Origin of the sequence: Synechococcus sp. W55.1 (assembly GCF_047461655.1) — a bacterium.
Taxonomy (GTDB): domain Bacteria; phylum Cyanobacteriota; class Cyanobacteriia; order Thermostichales; family Thermostichaceae; genus Thermostichus.
This window is the reverse complement of sequence record NZ_JANSHN010000003.1, coordinates 137,570-157,204: the sequence shown is the minus strand read 5'-3', so window position 1 is coordinate 157,204 and position 19,635 is coordinate 137,570. Positions and strand designations below refer to the sequence as shown.

The window sequence follows — 19,635 nt, the reverse complement described above, 5'->3', positions numbered from 1 at the left end:
CGGGCACCGGAGCGTCCTCCGCATTGGCCGGGACTGCTTTTTTCCGGCAACGCCGACGATGCCCGGTACAACGGACGTGCCGCTTGTGTGGCAGGGATGGGATCCCATGAAGGGGAAAAAGCCAGAACGAGCTCGGGCGGTGTTGTCGCCAGCTCGCCAGGAGGCTATGGGTCTGACCCGACGGCAGAGGAAGCAGTCCAGAACCCTGCCCAAAGCACTACTTGTCTAACTTCTCAATGTAGGGGCGAATGTCATTGAGGTCGATGTAGCGGTCGGTGGCGTTGCGCAGCTCGCGGGCGATCATCCCTTCGGTGGAGACAACTGTAATCAGCGTGTTTTTGGAACGCAACAGCTCGACGGCCCGCTCAAAATCTCCATCGCCGCTAAATAGAATGATCCTATCGTACTGGCCAACGGTGTTGAACATATCGATTACTATTTCGATATCCAGATTTGCTTTTTGGGAGTACCGACCGGAGTCTTCATCTCGATATTCTTTGAGGATCTTGGTGCGCACAGTGAAGCCCATGCTGATCAGAGCGTCTCGAAAGGCCCTCTGATCATGGGGATCCTTGATGCCGGTGTACCAAAAGGCGTTGACCAATTCAACATTCGGCTGTGATCTAACAAAATAATCCAGCACCCGGCGTGGGTCAAAAAACCAGCCATTTTTCTGTTGAGCATAAAACATATTATTGCCATCAATAAAGATGGAAACCCGAGTGACGGGATGATGGTAAAACATAAAGCTTTTCCGAAAAAAGTAAGGTGAACTGGTCAGAAAAAGAGGATGAAAACGAGGTCACTGACTTTCCACAAGAGCCATTTGGGCAGCCAGCACCTTGCTGACACCAATCTCTCATCATAGCCAAAGGTGGGATCCCTTTCTCAAGAATTAACTCTGAGGAGAGGCACCCCTGTAAACCAAAGCGGGTTCCGGTTGCCGCAGGGCATAGCTGGATCCCGGTCGATCCGCTTGGCTGACGTACAGCTCCGCCAATTGTCGAGCCAGGTTGCGGATGCGCCCAATATAGAGCGTGCGCTCGGCCACAGCAATGACACCACGGGCGTCGAGCAGGTTAAAGGTGTGGGAGCACTTGAGCACATAGTCGTAGGCGGGCAGGAGCAGAGACACGGCCAACCGATCCGGCAACACCTGTTTCTGCAGTTTCTGTTGGGTGGTCTCGATCAAACGTTTGGCCTCGGCTTCGTAGAGCCGGAACAATTCCAGCAGCATCTCCGGATCGGAATACTCGAAGTTGTAATAAGATTGCTCGACCTCATTTTGGAAATAGATTTGTCCATAGGTAATCCGTCCCAGAGAAGGATGCTCATTCCAGCAGAGATCGTAAACAGAATCCACCCCCTGCAGATACATGGCCAGGCGCTCTAGCCCATAGGTAATTTCTACAGAAACCGGGCGGCAATCTTGTCCGCCCACCTGCTGAAAGTAGGTAAACTGGGTTACTTCCATGCCGTCCAGCCACACTTCCCAGCCCACGCCCCAAGCTCCCAAGGTGGGAGATTCCCAATCATCTTCCACAAAGCGAATATCGTGCTCTGCCGGATTCACGCCCAGAGCTTGCAGGCTATCCAGGTACACATCTTGAATGTCGTCGGGGGAGGGCTTGATCAACACTTGGTATTGGAAATAGTGCTGTAGGCGATTGGGGTTTTGACCGTAGCGTCCATCGGTGGGGCGGCGACAAGGCTCGACATAGGCCACTCGCCAGGGATCCGGCCCTAAGGCGCGCAAAAACGTGTGGGGGCTCATGGTGCCGGCGCCTTTTTCCAGGTCGTAGGGTTGCAGGATCAAGCAGCCCTGCTCCCCCCAAAACTGTTGCAGGCGAAAGATCAAGTCTTGAAAGGTGTGGGCTGACATGGCAAGGGTTGGGCAGAGATAGAGCAACCCCTATCCTACCAATCTGCTCTCCTCAGTCGAGCGGCTCTTCTTGATCGACTGGATCCGAGTAGTCCCACTCGATGGGGGGCATTTGGTCGAAGGCTTGTTTGAGGGCGCTTTCCCACAGTTTGCGCATCTTGGCCAGGTAGGGATCCCCGGTGCGCAGGCGCAGACGGTGGGTGACCTTGAACTGATCCGCTTGCACCATCACCAAATCGATGGGGGGGCCGACGGAGATGTTGGATTTCATGGTGGAGTCGATGGAGAGGAGAGCGCATTTGGCCGCATCCGCCAGCGAGGTTTCGTAGGAGAGGGTGCGATCCAGGATGGGTTTGCCGTATTTGGTTTCCCCCACCTGCAAAAAAGGGGTTTCCGGGGTGGCCTGGATGCAGTTGCCCTGGCTGTAGATCAAAAAAAGGGCTGGCTCTTCGCCTCGGATCTGTCCCCCCAGCAACAGGCTGCACTGGGCGTCGATGCCGTCTTTTTCCAGCCAGGGCCGGTCTTGCTCCTGGATGTACCGAATCTTGGATCCCAGGTAGCGGGCCACGTCGTAGAGGTGGGGAAAGGTGTGGAGATTGGTACTTTCCGGTTGGCGCAGATCCCGCTGCACTTCGGTCAAAACGCCCTGGGTGATGGACAGGTTGCCGGACGTGCAGATCAAGATCACCCGTTCTTCGGGCACGGAAAAATCGAACAGCTTTTGATAGGTGGAGACGTAGTCCACCCCGGCGTTGGTGCGGGAATCTGCCGCCATCACCAAGCCAAAGCGGGTGATGATGCCAAGGCAGTAGGTCATGAGGACGACGCGGCTCGGCTTTTTGATTGTAGAGGGTCAGGGGAAAGCAAATCCGATTTTGTGGCGGATTTCCTCTCGCAGGCGGGCGGTAATCGAGGCTTCGTCCAAATCGGCCAAAATCTGGGCTATGGCGGCTTTGGGCCCCTCTGGCCCCCAACTGGCCCCTTGGGCGAGGTAGCGGCGGGCGGACTCGCCGATGGCATAGCAGGAAAACCCGGCCAACACCGCCTGCGTCAGGGCCACGGAGCCGTAGGCCCCCAGAGAGAATCCTCCCAGCAAGGTTTTTAAGGATCCCAGACCCAACAGCGCCACCCACTCGCCGGCGCCGAGGCTGAGCATGCTGAGGACGATCTTCTGCAGCAGTTGTGTGGCTCCCGCAGTGCTCATGGGCCAGCCGTACAGGCGGGACAGGCGCAGGATCAGGGTGACATCGATGGCCAGCCCTCCCAAGGTATCGAGCAGAGTGATGGGGTTGAGGGCAACCGCCAGCGCTTTGGTGCGGGCGGCTGAGGCGATCAGATCTTGGGCTTGCTGGGCGCGGGTTTGCAGCTTGCGCTCGATCACCTGCTGGTTAACGCGATCGGCAAACAAGAGGGCATTTAACGCCAGCAGCGAGCGCCCCTCCCGATGCAGCACTTCCAGGATTTTCTGGCGCAGCTCGTCCACCTGCGGGGATCCCACTTCCATTTGGGCAGCAAAGCTCCCATCCGGCCTTTGTACCAGGCGGGGCACGCGAGGGGAGGCCGCCACCATGACGATCTCGTCGGGGGAAAGGAGCTGCCGCACCCGTTCGTTGCGGATCTTATCGTAGATGGCCTGGCGATCCGCCTCTGGGTACTGGTCGATCTTGTTGAACACCAGCAGCATGGGCTTGCCCGCCTCCCGCAGGGTGGCCAGGGCCTCAAACTCCACCCGCGTCAGATCCCCGCAGACGACAAACAGGATCAGATCCGCTCGCTGGGCCACTTCTTGGGCCAGCCGCGCCCGCTCTTCGCCATCCACTTCATCGAGGCCGGGGGTGTCGATCAGCTCCAGACGGGATCCCTGCCAATGGGCAACCTGCACCGATTGAATGGATGCAGGGGGAAGGTGGGATCCCTGCAGGGATGTGCCAGAGAAGGAGGACTGGGGGCGGGTTTCCCAGCTGATGTTCCAAGTTGCCGCTTGCTGGGTACGGGTGATGCCATGGGTGGGCCCCGTCTCAAAGACTGGCTCGCCCAGCAGGGCATTGAGCAGGGAAGACTTGCCTCGCCCCACCAGACCAAAGGCGGCGATGTGGATGACCTCGGTTTCCAGCTTGTCCAAGAGCGCTTGCAAGCTCTCCAACTCCCCTTCTAAGCCCGCGACCTCTTGGGGGCGCAGATCCAGTTGGGCCACCCACTGGCGCAGGCTGCGCTTGGCTTGTTGGTAGTTGAGGTCATCTTGTAGGGTGTTGCGGCGAGCCATAGCCGTAGCGCTCAATAGCGGTAGGAAGCAGCCCTTAAAAGACTCCACTTTGCTCTCGGGATCGGCAGGCTTCCCCACCGGACAGAGAGCTTCTCATCGGACAATACAAGGGACAATACAAGACGATCATAAGAGGAAGGGAAGAGTTAAGCTCAAAGCAAGGCGGCCTCAGCCGCCGGGATCCGCAACTCAAAAATCCGATATCCGAAACTTGGCAAGAGGAGGTTTTCCATGCCCAGGGCCATCTGGAATGGGGTGGTGGTGGCCGAGACAGACCGCTACGAAACCGTGGAAGGCAACATCTATTTTCCGCCGGAATCTCTGCGCCGGGAATACTTCCAGCCCAGCTCTACCCACACCACCTGCCCCTGGAAGGGGGAGGCCAGCTACTACACCCTCGTGGTCAACGGCCAGGAGAACAAAGATGCCGCCTGGTACTACCCGGATCCCAAACCCGCTGCGGCCAACATCCGCGGCTATGTGGCCTTCTGGAAGGGTGTCAAGGTGGAGCCCTAGCCGGAGCCGAGTTTGTCAACCGGGTATGATGGGAAGAGTGGGTTGGAGAGGCGATGCCATGCTGACCAATGGCCGGATCCTGTTTGGCGCGGCCCGGTGGGCGAGAAAGCTGGGCCTGGCCGGATTGAGCTTGGTGCTGTTGGGCTGCAGCCCCGCAGGTTTTCGCACCCCGCGTCCCAGCCTGACCAACAGTGGCCTCAACAGCATCTTCCCCGATGGGGAGCCTGCTTTCAACGGAGATGGCCGCTACCTGGTGTTTTCCTCGGCCCGCAGCGGCAGCCAGGATATTTTTCTCTACGACACGGTGGAACGTCGCTTGGTGGATCTGCCCGGCCTCAACTCCAGCGACGTGGCGGCTACCTCGCCCGACATCAGCGCTGATGGCCGCTACATCGTCTACGTGTCCAATGCTCTGGGCAAGTCTGAGATCTTCCTCTACGACCGGGAAACTCGCAGGATAGAAAACATCAGCAGCCGGGTGCCAGGAGATGTGCGCAACCCCACCATCAGCGGCGATGGCCGGTTTATCGCTTTTGAGAGCAACGGCCAAGGACAGTGGCACATCGAGATTTTCGACCGGGGGCCGGCGGCCAGCACGCGTCCAACCTCACCTTCTTCCCCCAATGCTGACGACAATCCCTGAGGGGATCCTCAAGCTAGGATAGACCCCCCTGCTTTGCAAGAGTTGTTGCATGTCGATTCCCCTCGCCCAGCGACTTCAGCCCCTCGGCGGCAATGTGTTTGACCAAATGGATCGAGCCAAGCGAGAGGCTCGTCGCTCTGGCCTGGATGTGATCGATCTGTCTCTGGGATCCTCCGATCTGTCCCCACCTTCAGACTCCTTGGCGGCCATCCAATCGGCTCTGTCGGATCCCTCTACCTATGGCTACACGCTGTTTCACGACACGGCGGACTTTCGGTCTGCCTGCGCCAAGTGGTACAGGGGCAAGTTCGGCCTGGAGATCGATCCGGAAACAGAGGTGCTGCCGTTGATCGGATCCCAGCAGGGAACGGCCCTCTTGCCCCTGGCCCTGCTCAACCCCGGCGATGTTGCTTTGGTTGCGGATCCGGCCTATCCCTCTCACGTGGGCGGGATCCATCTGGCGGGCGGGATCCCCTACTACCTGCCCCTGCGGGCGGAAAACCGCTTCTTGCCCCGCTGGGATCGGATCCCGGCAGCGATCTGCCGGCAGGCGCGGCTGCTGGTGTTGAACTACCCCCACAACCCCACCACTGCCACCGTCACCCCGGAGTTTTGGCAAGAAACCCTGCAGTTTTGTCAGCAGTACGACATCGTTCTGGCCCACGATTTTCCCTATGTGGACTGGCGCTTCGACGGCCAGGTGGCCCCTTCTGCGCTGCAGGCGGATCCCGATAAAACCCGCACCATCGAGTTTTTTTCTCTCTCCAAGTCCTATCACATGGGGGGATTCCGGGTAGCCTACGCCATTGGCAGCCGGGAGCTGATCCGAGCCCTGCGGTGGGTGAAATCCACCATCGACTTCCACCAATACCAGGGCATTCTGCGGGGGGCAGCAGCAGCTTTGACAGTTCCCGATAGCTTTTTGCAGCGCTGGCGGCAGGTGTACCGCGAGCGACGGGATATAGCCGTGGCGGCTCTGCACCGCATGGGTTGGCCTGTGCCTTTGCCGGAGGCCACCATGTATCTGTGGGCGCCTTTGCCGGAGTTTTATCGCGGCTCTTCTGCCCAGTTTTGTTTGGACTTGGTGAGAGCCACAGGGGTTGCCCTGTCTCCGGGTTCTGGCTTTGGCCCCAGTGGGGAAGGCTATGTCCGCTTTGCTTTGGTGGTCGAGGGATCCCGTCTGGAGGAGGCGGTGGGACGGATCGAGGCGTTTTTGTCCCAGTGAATTTCCTAAATCCCAAAATCGAGCATCCACCTCTCGCAACTGCGGTTGGTTGTGCTCGTCCATCCTCGGGCAATCTAAGTCAGGATAAGAGTGTTACCCAAGTTGAGTGGGCATGGAGAAGGAAACGCTCGACCGTTTTTTGTCCATCCGCGGGGTGATGGGGGTGGCGCTCTTGAGTCGGGCAGGTCGCCCTTTCTTCTACCGCTCTTTTCAGGATTTGGATAGCCGACAGCAGCAAGCCCTTACCGAAGGGCTGTTTCAAGTTTTGGAGACCATGCCCCCAGGACTTGACTATTTTGACTTTCAGTTTGCCGAGCAGCGGGTTTTCGTTTACCCCCTTGGGCCGGAATGGGCGCTGCTGGTGGCGGTGAATGACGAGCTGGTGATGCCTGTTTACACCTTGGCCGTGAACCGCCTACGAGCCGAGCTGCAGCAGGATACACCAAAGGGCTTGGCCACCTTTCGCCTATTGACCAGCCAGGCGGAGGCAGGCCGGAACGCTACCCAGCCCAGTTCCGCTCCTGCGGCGGGCCCGCGCATGGAGATGGATGTCTTCGTGCAATCTCTGAACCGTCTCTGCCAGATTACAACCGGCTATTTGGGCAAGGCGGTGATCGTCAACTATTGGAAGGCAGCACGGCAGGAAGTGGTGGAACGCCAGGGATCCAAAGCAGAATGGCTGAACCAGTTCGAGATCGAGCGCAGTGGCCAGATCCACTACCGGGGATCCCTCAAGGAACTGGACGAATCTCAGCAAAGGGTGCTACGGGATTGGGTGCTGGCTTTTTTCCGTCGCTGTGAAGAGGTAATCCACGATTTTCGCAACTTGATCAAATCGACAGAACTGGGCCTATGAAAAAGGGGCAGGCTTTTTCCTAAGTAGGGCTATCGGCGAACTCTACCCGGCTCTTGGTCGAGGAAAATCCAGGCTAAGCTATGACCATGATCAACCCGGATCGCGCCAGGTGCAGACAAGATCCCTGCCTGGGGATGTCTCTTCTTGTCGCCGCAAGCCGACCCAGCGAAAGATCCGCTTTGCTACCGCGATGCCGCCGGATCCCTCGTTACTATGGGGTTGCGGCACTCTACGCGAAGGAGTCGCTATGCTGAGAATCGTCACCCAGCTAGCCGAGGCTGAAGCCGAGCTCAGACGGATCTCGGAGCGCACTCAGGCTGACCAGAACCTGCACCGCGAAGCAACTGTGCGGGAGATCCTGCAAGCGGTACGCCGTCAGGGGGATCGGGCCCTGCTGACCTATACGGCTGAGTTCGACCAGGTGGAGCTGAGCGTTGCCGAGCTGAAGGTGTCTGGGGCCGAGCTAGAGGCAGCTTACCAGGCGGTATCTCCGCAGTTGCTTTCAGCCCTACGGCTGGCCAAGCAGCGCATTGAAGCTTTTCACCGGCAGCGGGTGCCCAGCAGTTGGGTAAGCTTTCCCGGCCCTGAGATCGTCTTGGGCAAGCAATACCGCCCTGTGGATCGCGCCGGCCTCTACATTCCGGGGGGGCGGGCCGCCTACCCCAGCACTGTGTTGATGAACGCCATCCCGGCCCAGGTGGCGGGGGTGGCCGAGATTGTGATGGTGACGCCACCGGGATCCGACGGCTCGGGGGGCAAGGGGATTAGCCCGGCCATTTTGGTGGCCGCCCAAGAAGTAGGCATCCACACCATCTATCGCGTTGGAGGGGCTCAGGCAATAGGGGCTTTGGCCTACGGCACCGAGACCATCCCCAAGGTGGACGTGATCACCGGCCCCGGCAACATCTACGTAACGTTGGCCAAAAAGCTGGTGTACGGCACGGTGGGGATCGACTCGCTGGCCGGGCCATCGGAGGTGTTGATCATCGCCGACGAGAGCGCCAACCCCCTTTATGTGGCTGCCGATTTGCTGGCCCAAGCCGAGCACGATCCCTTGGCGGCGGCCATCCTTCTGACCACCGATCTCCAGCTGGCCCAGCAGGTGCAGCAGGCGGTGGCCACCCAGATGGAGGCCCATCCCAACCGTCTGATGGTGGAAAAGTCGGTGGTGAATTACGGGCTGATTGCGGTGGTGCCGGATCTGACGGCGGCGGTGGCTTTGTCCAACCTGTTTGCGCCAGAACATTTGGAATTGCAGGTGGCAGATCCCTGGGCTTTGCTGGATCCCATTCGCCATGCGGGGGCCATTTTCTTGGGCCACCATACCCCAGAGGCGGTGGGAGATTACCTGGCCGGCCCCAACCATACCCTGCCTACGGCAGGCGCAGCCCGCTACGCCTCGGCTCTGGGGGTAGAAACTTTCCTAAAGCATTCCAGTCTGATTCAATACGGCTCAGCGGCTTTGCGGGAGGTGGCCAGCGCAATTCAGGCCCTCGCCCAGGCGGAGGGGTTGCCTGCCCATGGCCAGTCGGTGCAGGTGCGGTTGGCAGAAGGCGGCTAGAGGGTTTGCAAAAGCCTTGTCTCAAGCCTTACAGCCGTGGTCGCGTACCGGAGGGCAGGATGACGGGTTGGGTCAGGCGAAAGGGGCAGTGGGGGCTTGCGGCAGTTGGGATGAGCTGGGCTCTGTTGCTGGCGAATCCGGCAGTGTCTTCCTCCGGCAGGATCCCTTCTCCCCACTGCTGTCGCGAACAGGATGCCGCTCTGTCGGTGCAACGGAGTTCTTCTTCTGCTGTTTCTATCCCTTGGGATTGGGTGTATGGGTTGCAGGAGCAAGCCCGGCAACGGCAATGCACGGTGGTTGGCCTGTTGCGCAGCGATCCCCTGCCGGCGCCAGATCCCCAGTGGCAGGTGTACACACGGCTGGATTTGGTGGCTACACCCGAGGCTGGTCGGTTGACCAGTGTGTTGTTTGCCGAGAACACCCGTACTCAAGCCCTGCAAGTCGTTTATCAAGCCTCGGCGTCTGTGTACGACCCTGCCGAGCCATTGGATTTTGCCATGATCCTGCCTTTGGCCTGGCAGGGGAACACTTTGCTGGCGCGGGAGTACGAAGGCTGGTTCCAAACCGATTTGAGCTGGGATCGGGCGGTGGTCTGGCCCTTGCCCACCGGCTCGACAGGGATCCCACCGGTGCAAATCTGGGATCCGCCGCCGGCGCTGGGGTATGCTGAGCTGCTGGGCTGGGATCCCCAGGCCCGAGAGCGGGTGCTGTTTGCGGTGGCCGATAGTCTTGGAGAGATGCCCCGCTTGGTGAGCGTGGGCCCAGACCACCAGGTGTTGCTGCGAGCGCCTGCCGTTGCCCTTTCCCCAACTCCCTCTTCTGTGGAGGGGTGGCAAGAGATCCTGCCCAAGGGGGGAGAGCCCCTCTGCCACCAGGGCCGTTTTGGGCTGGGGCAAGGAGGGGAAAATTAAACAGAATGCAGAAGCCTGTGGGAGTAACACCATGTCCAAACCGATAGTGCGGCGGGGCTGGCCTCTGGAGGCCTTTGTCGGGGATGTGATCGTCTGTACCCTAGAGGGATCCCATCTGGATCAGGTGACGGAGATCCGGGTCAGCCCGGCGGGCAAAGGGATCCGGGTCAGCTTTGGGGATCCCTTGGGGCGATCCCGAGAGCCGGTGCAGGCCAGTGCCGAGCACCTGACGGTTACCTTCGAGATCGATCCCAGCACCTACCCCGGTGAGAAGCGCATTGAGCTGATCTCGCCGGCAGGGCCGAGCGATCCCTTGCCCTTTTTGGTGATGATGTAAAGGCGCGAAGAGAGGCAGTGGATCATGCCGTTTGCGATTGCCCCGACCGACTTGGGCGTGCTGGTGCTGGGGGTGGGCCTGTTGCTTTTGGCCGGGGGTTGGGCCTGGTGGCTGCGGCGGCAGAAGCGTGCTGCTTCCCCAGAATCGACAACCGTTTCGCCCGTCCCGGCGGTTGACCCATCGGCTCTTTCGGCGGAACAAGCGGCTCAACTGGAGCCGTTCGAGCAGGCGCTGGGAGATCAGCCGCAGGATCCCATTGCCTGGTACAACCGCGCCACCACCCTCGACCACCTGGGGCAAGCCCAAGCTGCCCTCGCCAGCTACGACCGCGCCCTGGAGCTGAAGCCGGATTTCCCCGAAGCCTGGAACAACCGTGGTTCTCTGCTGGACGATCTCGGTCGCCATCAGGAAGCTCTGGCCAGCTATGAGCGGGCTCTGCAACTGAAGCCGGATTTTTTTGAGGCCCGCTTTAACCAGGCCAACACGCTGCGGCAATTGGGCCGCTACGAAGAAGCCCTACGCGCCTACGAGCGCGCTCTTGCTCTCAGCCCCGATAGCCCGGAAACGTGGTACCTGCACGGGCTAACCTTAGCCTCTCTGGGGCGGTGGCAGGGATCCTTGATCAGCTACGACAAAGCCCTCGCCATCAACCCCGTCGATGCTCAAGTTTGGCAGAGTCGGGGGCTGGCTCTGTTTCACCTAGAGCGCTACGCCGATGCTCTGGCCAGCTACGAACGAGCCCTGCAACTGGGATCCGAATCTGTCTCTCTCTGGGCCGGCCACGCCCTTGCCCACCACCGCCTCGGCAACCCGATGGAGGCCCTCAACAGCTACGACCGTGCCCTGGCGCAAGATCCCAAACGCCCTCAGATCTGGGTGCAGCGCGGCCTGGTTCTGATGGACTTGAACCTCTACGAGCTGGCCATCCAGAGTTTTGATCGGGCCCTGCAGATGGATCCCGACAATGCCGAGGCTCACTACGCCAAAGCCTGCTGCTGCGCCTGGGAAGGCCAAGTGCCTCAGGCCCTACAAGCCCTGGAGCAAGCCCTACGCCTGGAGCCGGAGCGCTACCGCCCCTTGCTCTCCTCTGAACCCTATTTCCACCCCATTCGCGAGGAGCCGAGTTTTGCGTCGTTTTTGGTAGCTCTCGCCGGCACGGAACCCCTCAAGAACCGCTCTGAAAGGCTTACACAGGGCTAGGCAACGCTAACCTTTGCTCAACGTCAAAGCGACCTGCGTCACAAGTCATCACTAACGGTAGTCTTGGCTACCAACCTGTCAGAGAAATCTCCACAGGCGCGACTTCCCCACAAGCTGTGGGTAGAGCGCTCAGACGACCGCAGTGGGTCAAGTGCTGCATTGAGACCCCAAAAACATCCCAGCCCTTCTCTCTCTGGGAGAGGGGGGATCAGAATGCGCAGGCGATCTCACGGCCAATCCCAAATCATGAACCAGTCCATGAGAGCACGCCAGCAACAGAAATCGGGCAATTCAATCGGGCCTGACAGGGAAATTGCGCTCTTTTGCCGAGGAAACCCGCCGATTTTCCGTGGAGATGCTGTTGCTTGGGCCCAGAAACCTGGTCAAACTAAGAACGTTCTAGCTTTTGGCGGATCTCAACAGTGTCCAGTCGTGCTTCTGACACCATCTCTGTAGCCCTATAGCTTGCGCATGCCAGGTCGGTTCGGCTGGGCAAAAGCGTCTATTTGGACTGGATAGGTGTTGATTATGCGTGGGATCCTCAGCCTTTGAATGGTTTTCCAGTTCCTTAAGTGCTGGTTCTACAGTTATTTTCGGCAAATCGGTAAAGTGGTTCTCTATGATAACGGCCCCTCGCCTGATCTCTCCCAAGAACTCCGTCTCACCGAGGCGACCGGCGGCCTCCACTCCATTGCCTTTGGCCAAGACCGGATTCCCAGCCGCATGTGGATCTATGGCATCTCATGAGGATGTTAAAGCCCGAACCGCCGAACTGTTGCGGCTGTACCACCAGAATCGGGATCCGGCCCTGCGCAATCGACTGGTGGAAATAAACATGGGCTTGGTGCGCAAAGAAGCCCATCACTGGCGCAACCAGTGCAATGAGGGGTACGATGACCTGGTCCAAGTTGGCTGCTTGGGTTTGATTCAGGCCATCGAACGGTTTGATATTACCCGTGGGCTGGCTTTCAGCTCCTTTGCCATGCCCTACATTCGCGGAGAAATTCAACATTACCTGCGAGACAAGAGCCCCACCATGCGGATCCCACGCCGCTGGACAACTCTGCAACGACAAGCCAAGAAGGTGATTGCCCGTCTGCGGCAAGAGTTGGGCCGTTCTCCCTCTGAGGCCGAGGTGAGAGAAGCCCTACAACTGACGGAGCAGGAATGGCGAGAGCTGGAACTGGCTCAACAAAACAGCCTTTTGCTCAGCCTGGATGCCCCGATTCAAACCGAGGAAGACAGCGTCGCTTTGGGGGAGGTCGTTCCGGATCAGCGCTACCGCAGTTTTCAACTGGCCGAAGAAGACCGCATTCGCCTACAGCATGCCTTGGCCAAGCTGGAGGAACGCACCCGCAAGATTTTGGAATTTGTCTTCTTCTACGACCTCACCCAAAAAGAAACGGCAGAGCGGCTGGGGATCAGCGCCGTTACCGTTTCCCGCCAAGTCAAAAAGGGGCTGGAACGTCTGGCCAAGTTGTTGAATCAAGATATTTTTTAAGTTGTTGAATCAGAATATTTTTCGAGACGCTGGAACCGACGCAACTGGCGGTGGCTTTCCACCCTGTAGAACAGCGAGGGCTCTGTACCGCAACAGATTGATAGACTGATGGAAACATGGACGAGAGTATTTGATGAATAGAAAAAACCGCTCTTCTCGGGATCGACCCTTGGCACCCCGCGGTTTCAAGCCTAAGCTCGGTCAGAACTCGGTGGTCAGGGATCCCTTCTTCCAACGCCAGTCCAACCGGCAAAGTCCAGAGGGAATCCGCTTAGCCCCCTATGTGCGCACCTTGCCCTTGGTTGTGGATGCCATGCTGGATTTGGCCCAGGTGGGGAGCGAGGATACTCTGTACGACTTGGGCTGTGGGGATGGCCGCATTCTCATCCGGGCGGCACAGCGCTTTGGCACGCGGGGCGTGGGGGTGGATATCGACCCGGAGCGCATCCTGGAAGCCCAACAGCGGGCCCAAGAAGCCCAAGTTCAGGATCGAGTCACCTTTCTCCAGCAGGATCTGCTCACTCTGGACTTAACCCCGGCGACGGTGGTGAGTTGTTATTTGCTGCCCAGCTCCCACCTGCTGATCCGAGACAAGTTGCGCTCCCAGCTTCGGCCCGGCGCTCGTCTGGTCACCCACTCCTTCGACATGGGGGATTGGCCCCCCACCGCCACCACCACCGTATCGGATGTCATCAACACCTACACCATCTACCTTTGGCGGATCTAACCCTGGGGATCCCAGGCTGTCGCTTCCCCAAAAGCAGCAGAAGGCTGGTGCAGTACAATCCGGTTGCCATCGGGATCCCGAAAATCCACCTCCTGTCCGTGAAAGGCTTGTCGCAGAGGGGAAATGGAGATCTGATAAGCTTCCGCCAACCCCTCCAGTGTTGTCAGGGATCCCTGTAAATCCTGCACCTGTAGGCAGAGGCTCACCGCTTCGGTTTGGGCACCACAATCGAGATGACGGCTGCGATAAAGGCCCAGCCGCAACCCCGGCAGACGAAACTCCACGTACACCGGATCCCCCTCTGTTGGAAGCTGGACTTGGGGAGGGATCCCCAAGAGAGCCCGATAGAAGCGCTGCAGACGGGGCAAGTCTGGGGTAGCCACGCTGACCAAGGCGCCGGAGAGCTGCATCGCAACCGCCAAAAGACCGAGTTGCTTTATCTTAGTTCCTCAATGCTCCACGTCGAAGAACCCCCTTATGCAGTCTTTGCACCAACCCGTGTCGGCACAGCAGCTTGCAAAGCCTGGAGAAACTCATCGCTGCTACAAACCCAGCCAAAAAACTTCTCAATATTGGCTAAGGCGGCCTCCTTGAGCAGGGGCGGCCCCACCTGCAGGGTGGAATCAGATAGCAGCAAACAGAAATATTCGCGGTGAAAAGCTTCTCGGATGGTGGATTCCACACAGACATTGGTGGCAATGCCTGTAAACACGAGATTGCGAATCCGCCGCTGCCGCAGCAGCATATCAAAATGAGTTCCGGCGAAAGCACTGTAGCGAGTTTTCTGGAGAACGATTTCTCCAGGGAGAGGTCTTAATGCCTCAACAAAATCATAGTCCCACGTGCCCTTAATCAATAATTTTCCTGACAACTCGGGCCGTTGGCGCATCAACTTCAGGGCGTTGGATTTGTACCAATTGGGGGAGCCGGGACCACCTGCCTCCTCAAGTTGGGGATCCCAGCCATTTTGAGTAAAGATGATCGGCATTTGTAAAGGGCGAACCGCTTCCAGCACACGGGCGATAACCTGAATGACCGCCGGCGCTTCGCCGAGATCACTACCCAAAAGGTCCACATACCCGCCCCTGCTGGCGTAGGCATTTTGCATGTCCACCACGATCAAGGCGGTTTCTTCCAACTGAAAGGTAACCGGATCCGGGCGACTGGGGATCACAATAGGAGTCGGCATTGAAAATCTCCAAATAGACTCAAATCCTCAAGCCCCAATGTGGGCCACGGCAGCAATTTCCACCAGCAGATCAGGACGTACCAAGTCTGCTTTCACCACAAATCGAGCCGGTAATACCCCCGGAAAATACTCTTTGTATACGGCGTTCATGCCCGCATAGTTGGCGTAGTCGGTCAAGAAAACGCTGCAGAAGACGATGTCCTCCATCGTTCCTCCTGCTTCTGTAACGACGCTTTTAATCAGATCCAACACCACGCGAGTTTGGGTGGCGATGTCGGATCCCACCGTCTTGCCCTCCGGATCTAGGGCCAATGTGCCCGAGATGTAGAGGGTATTGCCCACCTTCACGCCGGGAGAATAGGGGGCGATGGCCGGATATCCGGCTGGAGCAATGGCAACCTTAGGCATATGGGATCCCGAATCACAACAGGATTGCACCTTAGCGGCGAATTTAATCTTCCACAGTTGGCTGGGATACAGCTACAGCCGGTTTCTCTGGAGCAGATTCCCGATCTTCGGGGGAGATTCTCTAGCAGAACTAGACTATAGTAGGTACCGAAGCTTGCTGCTTCTTCCCAAGTCAAGACTGGAGCGACTTACCGTGGGGTTCTTCAGCCGATTTTCCCGTGATATGGGCATTGATTTGGGCACTGCCAACACGCTGGTCTACGTGGCCGGGCGAGGCATTGTCCTGCAAGAGCCCTCTGTGGTTGCCATCGACCAAAACACCAAGCAACCCCTGGCTGTGGGGGAAGATGCCAAAAAAATGTTGGGCCGTACCCCAGGCAACATCGTGGCGGTGCGTCCTCTGCGAGATGGGGTGATTGCCGACTTCGACACGGCGGAGATGATGCTAAAACACTTCATCCACCGCGTACACGAGGGCCGGTACCTCATTGCTCCGCGCATTGTGATTGGGATCCCCAGCGGCGTGACCGGAGTGGAGCGACGGGCTGTGATGGAAGCCGCTCTCCAGGCCGGGTCGCGGGAGGTGTATTTGGTGGATGAGCCGGTGGCAGCAGCCATTGGGGCCGGGCTGCCGGTGCAAGAGCCCACCGGGAACATGATCATCGACATCGGCGGCGGCACCACTGAGGTAGCCGTCCTTAGCTTGCAGGGGATCGTGCTGAGCGAGTCGGTGCGGGTAGCGGGAGATGAACTGAGCGAGGCCATCGCCCAGTACATGAAAAAAGTCCACAACCTCACCATCGGGGAGCGCACTGCCGAAGAGATCAAGATTCAGATCGGTTCTGCCTACCCGATTCAAGAGGAACTGACCATGGAGGTGCGCGGGTTACACCTGCTCTCCGGTTTACCCCGTACCGTTACGGTGAAAAGCACCGAAATCCGCGAGAGCATGGCCGAGCCCCTCTCGGTGATTGTGGAAGCCATTAAGCGCACCCTGGAGCGCACTCCACCGGAATTGGCTGCCGACATTATCGACCGCGGCATCATGCTGGCCGGCGGAGGAGCCTTGCTCAAGGGTCTGGATGCCCTGATCAGCCATGAAACCGGGATCTTGGTTCACATTGCTCCGGATCCCCTCAGTTGTGTGGTGCTGGGTACAGGGCGAGTTCTGGAGGATTTCAAAACCTTGGGTCGAGTGTTGAGCGGCAGCTTCAAGGGCTAGAGGCGCTTCTCCCTCTCCCTGATTTCCTGATTTGAGGTGTGAGTCGAGTGGGTCGGAGAGGTATTGCTTGAATCGGCTACGCCAATGGTGGAGGCGCTACGGCTTGGGGTTACTCCTGTCTGCTTTGGCGATGGGGGTAGCATTGGGCTTGCGCCAAACCCAGGGATCCCTATTGGTGGAATTGTACAGTTGGATCACTGCTCCAGCCCGTCCGCCTGTGGATCCCGCTGCGGTGCTCAGCCAGGCCGCTAACCGTGAGCTGCAAGCCCTGGTAGCCGAGTTGCAGTACCAAAACCGCGAGCTGAAGCGGCTGCTGCAATTTACCGAGCAAATGCCCCAAGCGGGGATCCCAGCAGCAGTGGTGGGTCGCAGCGCCGATCACTGGTGGCAACAGCTCACCCTCAGCCGCGGCAGCCGGCATGGAGTCAGGGTGGGAGATGTAGTCATGGCGCCGGGCGGGTTGATCGGGCGAGTTGAGTCGGTCACGCCCAACACCAGCCGAGTGCTCCTGATCAGCGATCCCACCAGCCGTGTTGGGGTGATGTTGAGTCGCAGCCGACACATGGGCATCCTGAGGGGTACGGGCACCCAGAGCGCCATTTTGGATTTTTTCGACAAGGCTCCCAAAGTAGAGGTGGGGGATGTGGTGGTGACCTCGGGCCTGAGCAGCTTTTACCCAGCCGGGGTGGTGGTGGGAACGGTTCGAGCGGTCAACTTGGATGCCAGCCCTGCCCCCCAAGCCACTGTCGAACTGTCGGCGCCGCTGGGCCTCTTGGAATGGGCCTTGATCTACCGCTATGCTCAACCCTCTGATTCTTAAGCTCAAGTCTCACCTCAACTGGGTGGTGACTGCCCTATCAGGATTGCTGGCAGCAGTGGCCCCTTGGTGGCGCGGGCCGGGCTTGGAGCTGGCAGGCTTAACCCCAGATTGGCCCTTGATCTGGGTGGTGTGCTGGAGTGTGCGGCGTAAAGCTTGGCAGGGAGCTGTTGCCGGGGTCACCCTGGGTTTTCTGCAAGATGCGCTGACCAGCCCTTGTCCTACCCATGCGCTGGGGCTGGCCGTAGTCGGGATCCTCACCGCCAAGCTGCAAAAACAACGCTACATGCAAGAAGACTTCATCTCGGTGGCCTTGATCGTTTTTGGTATGGTGGTGATTGCCGAAACCCTGATGGCGCTGCAGTGGATGTGGCTTGCCGCCTCCCAGGGATCCGAGGGCCTGGATCCGGCGGGAATGCAAACTTTGCTGGATGGATTGGGGAACTCCCTTCACTCTTTCGGCAGCATCGGCGGCGACGGTTCGCGTTCTCTGGAGAGCATCTGGTGGAACCATCAACGCAATGCCCTCACGTCTGCTATTTTAAGTAGCCTCTGGGCACCTGCTTTGTACTGGCCCCTCAGCCGTTGGTGGCAATCTCAAGAGCGGGATCCCAGAGAGGTTTAGCCTTTGGTTTTGTGGCAAATCATCCTACCTTTCGGTTAAAACTTAGGCCAAAGCAGAGTATGTCCCTTGGCATTTTTGGCAAGAAAGAACTCTCGAGGCGGCGGGAGCCGGTTTGCCGACTGTCTCTGACCTCCCACATGTTGGCGCTGTGCTGAGAGGCCCCAGACAAAGTCAGAAAAAGCGACAATCCGGAAAACTCTTCGTTGGGGAGCAATTTTGGCCTAAAATGAACCCTAGAACTGAGATATAAGTCCCATCTTTTTCAGGCAGCTTCGGGCAAATATCGCGCATTCTAATCAAAAAGTCAACAGCATAGGAAGCGCAGGCGACGTAAAGGCTGACCTTGTGGCAACTGCACTTAGGATTTGACTTAGAGCGTTCATTGGGAGGGATTCATGCCGCATACAATTGTCACCGATATCTGTGAAGGTGTGGCCGACTGTGTAGAGGCTTGCCCCGTCGCCTGCATCCACCCCGGCGATACCAAAAATGCCAAAGGCACCGACTACTTTTGGATTGAGTTTTCCACCTGCATTGACTGTGGCATCTGTTTACAGGTCTGCCCCGTAGAGGGCGCTATTCTGCCGGAGGAAAAGCCGCATCTGCAGCGAGTGCCCCGCTAATTCCGGGGAAGCATCCCTGGCCACACGCCGGGATTCAACGAGAATTACAATCATTTCAATTCCAACCAGGACGCTGCACCCACACCTAGAACGTTAGTCGCGTCTTCGCGTCGTCGTGTCAGCGTTGCGGAGCGATAGCGTTGCGGTTCCCGTCAGGGTGCCGTAGGCATAGCAATAGCGTTGCGGAGCAACAATACGCAGAACCAGAAGGCTTTTCTTGGTAGCCCAGGCGTCTCACCCTAACCTGAAACAACTATAAGCTTTAGCGCAAGGAAGCCAGAGCAACGACGCCGCTGGTCAGCCAGCTCAGGGACAGGATCCCCCCTAGGAAAGCCAATGGGATCAGGCCCACCAGGCGCCACCACTCCAAATCCAGCGCTACAGCTACCGCCCGCACCTGCCAAACCACAAACCACAGCAGCGCTGCAAGGCCCAGCAGGGATCCCAGTACCCCACCCAACGATTGAGCAGGCCCCAGCAGCAGCCACGGCAAGCCGGCAAACCCCGTCAAGCACAGCAGCGCCGAAAAGGAAGGGGCAGCCCGACCTAAACAGAAGGCCAGCAACTGCAGCAAAGCCGCCAAACTCACCCAGCCCAGGGATCCCATCAGTACTGCCAGCACCATGCTCGGCAGGCTTGCCCCAGAGCGGCGAATCGCCTCTAGGACGTTAAGCAGCCCCACCACCCCAAAGGCTTGCCAGAGAACGGGCTGTTCCCGCAGTGCCCGAAAAGTGCGCTCCGGCAGAAACCAAGCGCCATAGATGTTGTCTAACCAGGAACCGAGCATGGCCGGCAACAAGTCAAGCTATCTTTCATCCTAGCCCTTATGAGCACTTGACAGGCACATCCCAAAAATGGGGTATGATTGGAAAAGGATTCTGCGGCGTTGGTGACTGCCGTTATGTTTTTGCGATCTATACCCTTCGACAATTAGGATGGGAAGTGGATGTGAGAGCAGTAAGCCAAACTTAGATTTGGAAACTATCAACAATCATCCCCGGTATCCTACACTGGATTTTCCAGGTCGAAAACCACGGTAAAACGGCGCAACAGTATCCTCAAAAGAGCCCTCGAAAGGGGGCCTTTTTGTTGCTTGAATGTTGCAGTTGAATTGCCATTGCTTTACGGG

The 19,635-nt window shown here is 58.4% G+C and carries 22 protein-coding genes and 1 other RNA gene; 15 read left to right on the top strand and 8 right to left on the bottom strand.

Translation table 11 applies throughout. From position 1 onward, the window contains the following. Positions 1–217: 217 nt before the first annotated feature. The 4 genes from NW816_RS02900 to NW816_RS02885 form a co-directional block, all read right to left on the bottom strand. The gene (locus NW816_RS02900; protein ID WP_011431737.1) at positions 218–745 is read right to left on the bottom strand and encodes an NYN domain-containing protein; all 528 of its coding nucleotides are present in this window, start codon (positions 743–745) and stop codon (positions 218–220) included. 150 nt (positions 746–895) lie between these two features. Beyond that, positions 896–1,882, bottom strand: a complete 987-nt coding sequence (gene glyQ, locus NW816_RS02895; protein WP_414408182.1) for a glycine--tRNA ligase subunit alpha — start codon at positions 1,880–1,882, stop codon at positions 896–898. Between the two features lie 52 nt (positions 1,883–1,934). Then, on the bottom strand, positions 1,935–2,699 hold the full coding sequence (locus tag NW816_RS02890) for a peptidase (protein ID WP_414356300.1): 765 nt from the start codon (positions 2,697–2,699) through the stop codon (positions 1,935–1,937). A 36-nt stretch (positions 2,700–2,735) separates the two neighbouring features. After that, a complete protein-coding gene (locus NW816_RS02885) occupies positions 2,736–4,145 on the bottom strand; it encodes a DUF697 domain-containing protein (protein WP_414408191.1) in 1,410 nt (469 codons plus the stop codon). Between the two features lie 231 nt (positions 4,146–4,376). Between NW816_RS02885 and NW816_RS02880 the strand changes: the two genes are divergently transcribed. From NW816_RS02880 to NW816_RS02835, 10 genes are all read left to right on the top strand, one after another. Further along, complete coding sequence (locus NW816_RS02880; protein WP_414328853.1) at positions 4,377–4,661, top strand: DUF427 domain-containing protein; 285 nt, start codon at positions 4,377–4,379, stop codon at positions 4,659–4,661. A 58-nt stretch (positions 4,662–4,719) separates the two neighbouring features. After that, positions 4,720–5,304 carry a TolB family protein gene (locus tag NW816_RS02875; RefSeq protein ID WP_414328852.1) on the top strand — a complete coding sequence of 195 codons (585 nt, stop codon included), beginning with the start codon at positions 4,720–4,722 and terminating at the stop codon, positions 5,302–5,304. Between the two features lie 49 nt (positions 5,305–5,353). Further along, on the top strand, positions 5,354–6,529 hold the full coding sequence (locus NW816_RS02870; protein WP_414408181.1) for an LL-diaminopimelate aminotransferase: 1,176 nt from the start codon (positions 5,354–5,356) through the stop codon (positions 6,527–6,529). 112 nt (positions 6,530–6,641) lie between these two features. Then, positions 6,642–7,385 (top strand): roadblock/LC7 domain-containing protein, encoded by a 744-nt coding sequence (locus NW816_RS02865; RefSeq protein WP_414408180.1) that lies wholly within the window; start codon positions 6,642–6,644, stop codon positions 7,383–7,385. Between the two features lie 247 nt (positions 7,386–7,632). Further along, a complete protein-coding gene (gene hisD / locus NW816_RS02860) occupies positions 7,633–8,946 on the top strand; it encodes a histidinol dehydrogenase (protein WP_414408179.1) in 1,314 nt (437 codons plus the stop codon). 110 nt (positions 8,947–9,056) lie between these two features. Continuing rightward, positions 9,057–9,857, top strand: a complete 801-nt coding sequence (locus NW816_RS02855; protein ID WP_414408178.1) for a hypothetical protein — start codon at positions 9,057–9,059, stop codon at positions 9,855–9,857. Positions 9,858–9,888: 31 nt separating this feature from the next. Further along, positions 9,889–10,194, top strand: coding sequence for a hypothetical protein (locus tag NW816_RS02850; protein WP_414408177.1), 306 nt, complete (start codon positions 9,889–9,891; stop codon positions 10,192–10,194). Between the two features lie 24 nt (positions 10,195–10,218). Continuing rightward, positions 10,219–11,394, top strand: a complete 1,176-nt coding sequence (locus NW816_RS02845) for a tetratricopeptide repeat protein (RefSeq protein WP_414356293.1) — start codon at positions 10,219–10,221, stop codon at positions 11,392–11,394. Positions 11,395–12,013: 619 nt separating this feature from the next. Then, the gene (locus tag NW816_RS02840) at positions 12,014–12,895 is read left to right on the top strand and encodes an RNA polymerase sigma factor SigF (protein ID WP_414408176.1); all 882 of its coding nucleotides are present in this window, start codon (positions 12,014–12,016) and stop codon (positions 12,893–12,895) included. 133 nt (positions 12,896–13,028) lie between these two features. Continuing rightward, positions 13,029–13,622, top strand: coding sequence for an SAM-dependent methyltransferase (locus NW816_RS02835; RefSeq protein ID WP_414373469.1), 594 nt, complete (start codon positions 13,029–13,031; stop codon positions 13,620–13,622). Here NW816_RS02835 and NW816_RS02830 read toward each other — a convergent pair. The 3 genes from NW816_RS02830 to NW816_RS02820 form a co-directional block, all read right to left on the bottom strand. Then, on the bottom strand, positions 13,619–14,044 hold the full coding sequence (locus tag NW816_RS02830; protein WP_414408175.1) for a VOC family protein: 426 nt from the start codon (positions 14,042–14,044) through the stop codon (positions 13,619–13,621). The genes NW816_RS02835 and NW816_RS02830 overlap by 4 nt on opposite strands. 53 nt (positions 14,045–14,097) lie before the next feature. After that, a complete protein-coding gene (locus NW816_RS02825; RefSeq protein WP_414356287.1) occupies positions 14,098–14,760 on the bottom strand; it encodes an isochorismatase family protein in 663 nt (220 codons plus the stop codon). Positions 14,761–14,838: 78 nt separating this feature from the next. Beyond that, a complete protein-coding gene (locus NW816_RS02820) occupies positions 14,839–15,219 on the bottom strand; it encodes a Rid family hydrolase (RefSeq protein ID WP_414356286.1) in 381 nt (126 codons plus the stop codon). A gap of 193 nt (positions 15,220–15,412) precedes the next feature. Between NW816_RS02820 and NW816_RS02815 the strand changes: the two genes are divergently transcribed. From NW816_RS02815 to NW816_RS02800, 4 genes are all read left to right on the top strand, one after another. Continuing rightward, the gene (locus NW816_RS02815; RefSeq protein ID WP_414356309.1) at positions 15,413–16,441 is read left to right on the top strand and encodes a rod shape-determining protein; all 1,029 of its coding nucleotides are present in this window, start codon (positions 15,413–15,415) and stop codon (positions 16,439–16,441) included. A 67-nt stretch (positions 16,442–16,508) separates the two neighbouring features. Further along, entirely contained in the window at positions 16,509–17,261 is a 753-nt protein-coding gene (gene mreC / locus NW816_RS02810) for a rod shape-determining protein MreC (protein WP_011434053.1), read from the top strand. Continuing rightward, positions 17,239–17,883 (top strand): rod shape-determining protein MreD, encoded by a 645-nt coding sequence (mreD, locus tag NW816_RS02805; protein WP_414356284.1) that lies wholly within the window; start codon positions 17,239–17,241, stop codon positions 17,881–17,883. The genes mreC and mreD overlap by 23 nt, the downstream gene beginning before the upstream one ends. 395 nt (positions 17,884–18,278) lie before the next feature. Then, positions 18,279–18,506: an indolepyruvate ferredoxin oxidoreductase subunit alpha gene (locus NW816_RS02800; RefSeq protein WP_011434056.1), complete on the top strand. Its 228-nt coding sequence runs from the start codon at positions 18,279–18,281 to the stop codon at positions 18,504–18,506. Between the two features lie 262 nt (positions 18,507–18,768). Here NW816_RS02800 and NW816_RS02795 read toward each other — a convergent pair whose 3' ends face one another. Next, positions 18,769–19,293, bottom strand: a complete 525-nt coding sequence (locus NW816_RS02795; RefSeq protein ID WP_414356283.1) for a YIP1 family protein — start codon at positions 19,291–19,293, stop codon at positions 18,769–18,771. Positions 19,294–19,378: 85 nt separating this feature from the next. Here NW816_RS02795 and ssrS point away from each other — a divergent pair. Further along, positions 19,379–19,566: non-coding RNA, 6S RNA (gene ssrS, locus NW816_RS02790), on the top strand. Positions 19,567–19,635 lie beyond the last annotated feature (69 nt).

Bases quoted from the DNA above. Each gene is read 5' to 3' on its own strand.
- NW816_RS02900 (WP_011431737.1), bottom strand. From the start codon at position 745: ATGTTTTACCATCATCCCGTCACTCGGGTTTCCATCTTTATTGATGGC.
- glyQ (WP_414408182.1), bottom strand. From the start codon at position 1,882: ATGTCAGCCCACACCTTTCAAGACTTGATCTTTCGCCTGCAACAGTTT.
- NW816_RS02890 (WP_414356300.1), bottom strand. From the start codon at position 2,699: ATGACCTACTGCCTTGGCATCATCACCCGCTTTGGCTTGGTGATGGCG.
- NW816_RS02885 (WP_414408191.1), bottom strand. From the start codon at position 4,145: ATGGCTCGCCGCAACACCCTACAAGATGACCTCAACTACCAACAAGCC.
- NW816_RS02880 (WP_414328853.1), top strand. From the start codon at position 4,377: ATGCCCAGGGCCATCTGGAATGGGGTGGTGGTGGCCGAGACAGACCGC.
- NW816_RS02875 (WP_414328852.1), top strand. From the start codon at position 4,720: ATGCTGACCAATGGCCGGATCCTGTTTGGCGCGGCCCGGTGGGCGAGA.
- NW816_RS02870 (WP_414408181.1), top strand. From the start codon at position 5,354: ATGTCGATTCCCCTCGCCCAGCGACTTCAGCCCCTCGGCGGCAATGTG.
- NW816_RS02865 (WP_414408180.1), top strand. From the start codon at position 6,642: ATGGAGAAGGAAACGCTCGACCGTTTTTTGTCCATCCGCGGGGTGATG.
- hisD (WP_414408179.1), top strand. From the start codon at position 7,633: ATGCTGAGAATCGTCACCCAGCTAGCCGAGGCTGAAGCCGAGCTCAGA.
- NW816_RS02855 (WP_414408178.1), top strand. From the start codon at position 9,057: ATGAGCTGGGCTCTGTTGCTGGCGAATCCGGCAGTGTCTTCCTCCGGC.
- NW816_RS02850 (WP_414408177.1), top strand. From the start codon at position 9,889: ATGTCCAAACCGATAGTGCGGCGGGGCTGGCCTCTGGAGGCCTTTGTC.
- NW816_RS02845 (WP_414356293.1), top strand. From the start codon at position 10,219: ATGCCGTTTGCGATTGCCCCGACCGACTTGGGCGTGCTGGTGCTGGGG.
- NW816_RS02840 (WP_414408176.1), top strand. From the start codon at position 12,014: ATGATAACGGCCCCTCGCCTGATCTCTCCCAAGAACTCCGTCTCACCG.
- NW816_RS02835 (WP_414373469.1), top strand. From the start codon at position 13,029: ATGAATAGAAAAAACCGCTCTTCTCGGGATCGACCCTTGGCACCCCGC.
- NW816_RS02820 (WP_414356286.1), bottom strand. From the start codon at position 15,219: ATGCCTAAGGTTGCCATTGCTCCAGCCGGATATCCGGCCATCGCCCCC.
- mreD (WP_414356284.1), top strand. From the start codon at position 17,239: ATGCTCAACCCTCTGATTCTTAAGCTCAAGTCTCACCTCAACTGGGTG.
- NW816_RS02800 (WP_011434056.1), top strand. From the start codon at position 18,279: ATGCCGCATACAATTGTCACCGATATCTGTGAAGGTGTGGCCGACTGT.
- NW816_RS02795 (WP_414356283.1), bottom strand. From the start codon at position 19,293: ATGCTCGGTTCCTGGTTAGACAACATCTATGGCGCTTGGTTTCTGCCG.